Source organism: Sporanaerobacter sp. PP17-6a, assembly GCF_900095615.1.
GTDB classification, from domain to species: Bacteria; Bacillota; Clostridia; order Tissierellales; family Acidilutibacteraceae; genus Acidilutibacter; species Acidilutibacter cellobiosedens.
On record NZ_FMIF01000050.1, the window covers coordinates 1 to 5,246 of the forward strand.

The following is a 5,246-nucleotide window of genomic DNA, read 5'->3' on the forward strand; positions in this document are numbered from 1 at the left end:
ACAAGGAAGATACTACAGATAGGATTAAATACTATCGAATTCTATGAAATATCACAATATCAAAAGACGGAAGAATACTTGGAAAAATATAAAAAAAGGGCTTCCATAGAAGGCAAAAATGCAGAACTCAAAAGATTTCACGGACTATATCGTGCAAGAGGATATGGTCTATTAAGTGTGTCCATGCAATCGAAATTAGCAGCAATAGCTACCTCTAAATTTTGTATATTTACCTTAAACATTAAAATTTTTAGTCAGTATTATAAATTTTGTTTGAATTAGAATAATTATTAGGGAAAAAAGCTACTTTTTCACTGGTCCCGAAACGTCCCTTTGTCCGCCTTGTAAGTAGACATATGTCTACAAAAAATAGTTGACAATTCCAAATTTTATAAATATACTATAAGTAGACATTTGATTACTATGGAGGTGATACTTTGAATAACGGAAAAAAACCAAAGCTTACGGACAGTGAATGGAAAATAATGATGCTTTTGTGGGACAAATCCCCTTTAACCTGCCGCCAAATTGAAGATGCTCTGAAAGATGAGACCGGCTGGTCAAGGCATACGATTATTTCTTTTTTAAAACGCATGATGAAGAAAAACTGCGTTCGTATGGAGGAAGCAACTCCTGCCAGACTATACTATCCTTTATTAAATAAAAATGAAACAATATTAAAGGCAACCCGATCCTTTGCAACGAAAATATTTGACGGTAAAATAGGTCTGCTTGTTTCATCTTTGGCGGATAGTGAGGATATCACGAAAGATGAAATCAATTCCATGCTCAAATCACTTCAGCAGGCTTTAGATGAGAAGGAGGATCAGGATGGGTAAGGTGCTGAATATTTTAATGAATACCTCAATCATATCTTCTTTGCTGATACTGATTACCTTTGCTATTAGGTCTGTTTTTAAAAACAAGATAAATCCGAAACTGCAATATGCACTATGGGTAATCGTTGCAGTGAGGCTTCTTATTCCCTTTAACTTTCAATGGACCGTTGAAATCAAAAGTATTTTGCCGCAAAATCACATTTTGAATCTTGCATTTCAGGACAATTCGGGCTTTTATGAAGAAAATGAAAAAGAGAAGGGAGATAAAACTGTTGACAATAAAGTAAATCTTTCCGATTTTTCCGGATCCTATGCAGGAAAGAACAATATTTCACGGCTTTCTTCAGGCGGTATTTATCGGCCTTTGGCTGATACGGGTGTCAGAAACTATTCTGAACCGACGAATAATCAATCGGCGGATTATAAGTGGAATTTGTCCGATATTTTGTTCGTAATATGGATTGTCGGAATTTTTTCCATACTGTTTATTTTTGGAACACGCAATATTTCCTTTTACAAAAAGAGTATGAGAAATATGAAGCCGTATGACTTCTCGGATAACGTTTATGACGAGGCTTCGAAAATAGTCGACCTCAAAGGCAAGATTCCCGTTTATCTTTCTCAGAACTTGGTTTCTCCGTGTGTAATGGGAATAGTTAATCCGGCAATTATCCTGACGGAAGGTGTCATTCATGATTCCAAGGCAACCAAATTTGCACTTATACATGAGATGATTCATTACAAACAAAAAGACAACTTCATCCGCCTTTTAGAAAATATTCTCTGTGCCTTATATTGGTTTAATCCTCTTGTTTGGCTGTCGGCGGAAGCCGCAAGAAATGACGCCGAGTTGTCTTGTGACAGCAGGGTTCTTGACAGGATAAGTTCAAAGGATTACTTTAATTATTGTTTTACTATTCTTTCCATAAGCGATAACAGCAACCGGATAGTTGCCGCTATGTCCGACGGAGGCAAAAAAATAAAGAGGCGTATCGACATGATAATCAAACCGCCCCAAAAAAGGTCTGCTGCTATTATAGCGGCGGTGATCTGCCTTTCTTTAGGGATATCGTCTTTTGTCAATATAAATGTAAAAGTGGAAAATTTAAGTGCAATTCAGACGTCAGATGTTATTTCCCTTGGTAATATATATGAAGTTTATCAGCTTTTAACCCGGCTTCCCAATTCAAACGACAATTATAAAATCAATTCGATTTCTATCAACACCAAGGATGACAATGGCTGTAACGGAGGACAGAGTCTATATTTGGGATATGAGTTTTCTGAAAAAAATAGTATCGGAGGCCTTAATGATGATGATGTTAAGAAGATAAATGCAAACGCTTTACATTTGTTTTCAAGTATTCCCGATTTAAAAAATATTACAATTTCTTATATCGATAAACCTGCCAACTCGATTATAAGAAATATAAAATCACCCGTCACCTATACTTATGACAGGGATAAAATCGAAAAACACGGGGATTCCGTAAGCATTGTACCCGAAGTTGACGTCAGCTTCTGGCAAAGCTGGGGAGGCAATAACGTTATTATCGTAGATGGCTATTCAGATATATACTCCAAAATCGGAATCAAAGAAGAGGAATACAAAGAAGAGAAATACAAAGAAGAGAAATACAAAGAAAATCCGGCAATGGTAGGTAAGCTGCTTTCAAAGTTGGGAAACTACAGCGATTCGTGGAAGAACCATAAAAGTACCATATATAGGTTCTCACCCAATCCCGTATATCCGGATTGGAAAGACCTCATGATTATGACTGACGAATTTGGCAATCTTGAAAGTCACGGAATTATTTTATCGGATTCAGAGTGAAAGGGGTGTTTATATGAAACGTGTTAGTGTTATAAAAATTTTGGTTTTCTTACTTATTTTAACTATTGTTTTTACAGGTTGCTCCAAAAGAGATGTTTCTCAAACCTCAACTCAAAAGAAAGGTCCTGTATCTTCCGGTGATACTGAAGACAGTCAGAAAACGGGAGTGGAAGACTCATCCAAATCTCAGGCTATTATGTTAAAACCCTATGACAGAGTAAGAGATATATTCGGACCGGATTCAAAGGGGATTGTTCTTGAAAAAAATCAGTATAAGGCCAGGGATATTTATACTTATTCCTTTGATAATGCGACTGTTTTTAAAGGAAACGAAGCTTTTGCATCTGAAATTTTGGAAAAAGGAAAAAATCCCGGTCTTGGCATCGGAGGGCTGCATAAACAGGGAATCACAGGTAAAGGTGTCAATGTGGCTATAATTGACCAAAATATGCTGACGGATCATCCCGAATTTGAAGGACGCATTGTTGCTTATTATGATTCAGGATGTAATGAACCTGAAAACACAGGATCATATCACGGTGCGTCGGTAACCGGAATTTTAGGAGGCAAAACTGTAGGTGTCGCCCCTGAAGTTAATATTTATTATGCGGCTGCCCCATCATGGGAGAAGGATGCAAAGTACTTTGCCGACTGTCTCAATTGGGTTATTGAGCAGAACAAAGAACTCCCAAAATCTGAAAAAATCCGTGTTGTTTCAGTATCTTCAGCACCGACCAGCGAAGACAATTGGTATAAAAACGGGGAGCAGTGGGATAAGGCAGTTAAGGCAGCACAAGAAGAGGGGATAATGGTTATTGATTGCCGTACACATGAGAATACCGATTTTATTTTTTCATCATATTATGATTTAGCTGATCAGGATAATGTAACCAAATGTATCGCCGGCTATCCGGATGACAAAGATGATTTCACAGATGAATATTATAAAGATATACTTTTCGTACCGGCTTCATTCCGGACATTAGCACAAGAATTTATAAAAGGAGATTACGCTTATCGTTATGAAGGAAAGGGGGGAAAAAGTTGGGCTGTTCCGTATGTGTCCGGGGTACTGGCTCTCGGATGGCAGGTAAATCCCGAATTAGACGGAGAAACGATGAAAGATCTTCTTTTTAAGTCGAGCTGGGTCAATAAGGAAGGACTTCATTTTATCAACCCTCCTGCTTTTATAGAAGCTGTCCGTAAATCACAGGGGAATTCTTAAAGTTGCGGTTGAAAAATGGAAGGGGTCGAAATCAATAAATATTGAAAGAGGGGGATTAGTGTGAAAAGGTTTTTGTGTTTAACTATAGTAATGACAATTCTGATGACCGGATGCGCCAAATCAAATACGGTACAAACAAAATCACCGGAAATTACAGAAGAATCAGAAGAAAGGTTAGAAACATCAGAAAAATCGGAAAAGTATAAGACTTTACTTTCACAGGACAATAAATTGAGTATCGTTAGGAAACCAGGTGTAGCCAATTATTTTAATAGTTCTGAGAAAATGACTGAATTACCAAAATATAATTCCAATTCAGGTGATTCTTGGCAGGTAGATTTGAGAAGCCGAGATTTAACGAACTTGGATTTATCGGGAAGAATTGATGATCTTTTTTATGCCGACTTTGACAGCAAGACCAAATGGCCTGATAAATTACCTGACGGGTTTGATCCTAATGTGATAATGGAGTTAGGAAAAAATCCCGGTTTGGGTTTAAGGGAACTCCACGAAAAAGGGATTACAGGAAAGAGAGTAGGTATAGCAATAATAGATCAGGGTTTGTTAGTTGACCATGTAGAGTATAAAGACCAGTTGAAAATGTATGAAGAAATTCATTGTGGTGATGAAGGAGCACAAATGCATGGGCCTGGAGTTGCATCTATTGCTGTAGGAAAGACAGTCGGAGTAGCTCCTGAAGCTGATCTTTATTATATTGCCGAAACTCATGGAATTTATAATGAAAATGGAGAATTCGAATATGATCTTACTTGGACTGCAAAATCTATAAACCGTATTATTGAAATAAATAAAACGTTACCTGAAGATAAAAAAATTAGAGTTATCTCAATATCTTTAGGGATAGGAGAAAAGATGAATGGTTATAAAGAAGTATTTGAATCTATTAAGAAGGCAAAACAGGAAGGAATTTATACCGTATATGTGGGGAGTGAAAAATATATGGGACTTGGCCGCAATTCTTTGAAAGATGCAGATGATATCGTTTCATATACAAAGGGAGAGTTTTGGAAGGATCAAAAATATAATAATAGTGAATTATTAATTCCTATGGATTCGAGATGTGTTGCTAGCCCTACTGGTATTAATGATTATGTATTTTATAGAGAGGGTGGTATGAGCTGGACCGTACCTTATGTAGCTGGGTTATATGCGTTGGCATGTCAAGTTAAACCTGATATTACGCCGAATGTTTTCTGGAAATTAGCATTTAATACAAGTGATATGCTGATTACCAATAATAGTACCAAGGAAAAACTGGGGAAAATTGTTAATCCGGTGAAACTGATTGAAACAATTGAAACGATAAAATAGTAGTAGTTTTTTAAAA

General features: G+C 36.8%; 4 protein-coding genes and 1 pseudogene. All 5 read left to right on the plus strand.

Annotation, left to right across the window (positions count from 1 at the left end; all coding sequences use genetic code 11):
* Positions 1-216, plus strand: a pseudogene (locus tag PP176A_RS15645) (transposase); the annotation flags it as partial.
* Positions 217-437: 221 nt separating this feature from the next.
* The gene (locus PP176A_RS15650) at positions 438-839 is read left to right on the plus strand and encodes a BlaI/MecI/CopY family transcriptional regulator (RefSeq protein WP_200796187.1); all 402 of its coding nucleotides are present in this window, start codon (positions 438-440) and stop codon (positions 837-839) included.
* Entirely contained in the window at positions 832-2,673 is a 1,842-nt protein-coding gene (locus PP176A_RS15655) for a M56 family metallopeptidase (RefSeq protein ID WP_071141415.1), read from the plus strand. The genes PP176A_RS15650 and PP176A_RS15655 overlap by 8 nt, the downstream gene beginning before the upstream one ends.
* 13 nt (positions 2,674-2,686) lie before the next feature.
* The gene (locus tag PP176A_RS15660) at positions 2,687-3,898 is read left to right on the plus strand and encodes a S8 family peptidase (RefSeq protein WP_071141416.1); all 1,212 of its coding nucleotides are present in this window, start codon (positions 2,687-2,689) and stop codon (positions 3,896-3,898) included.
* Positions 3,899-3,958: 60 nt separating this feature from the next.
* Positions 3,959-5,230, plus strand: a complete 1,272-nt coding sequence (locus PP176A_RS16125; protein ID WP_200796188.1) for a S8/S53 family peptidase — start codon at positions 3,959-3,961, stop codon at positions 5,228-5,230.
* The last annotated feature ends 16 nt before the right edge of the window (positions 5,231-5,246 follow it).

Bases quoted from the DNA above. Each gene is read 5' to 3' on its own strand.
- PP176A_RS15655 (WP_071141415.1), top strand. From the start codon at position 832: ATGGGTAAGGTGCTGAATATTTTAATGAATACCTCAATCATATCTTCT.
- PP176A_RS15660 (WP_071141416.1), top strand. From the start codon at position 2,687: ATGAAACGTGTTAGTGTTATAAAAATTTTGGTTTTCTTACTTATTTTA.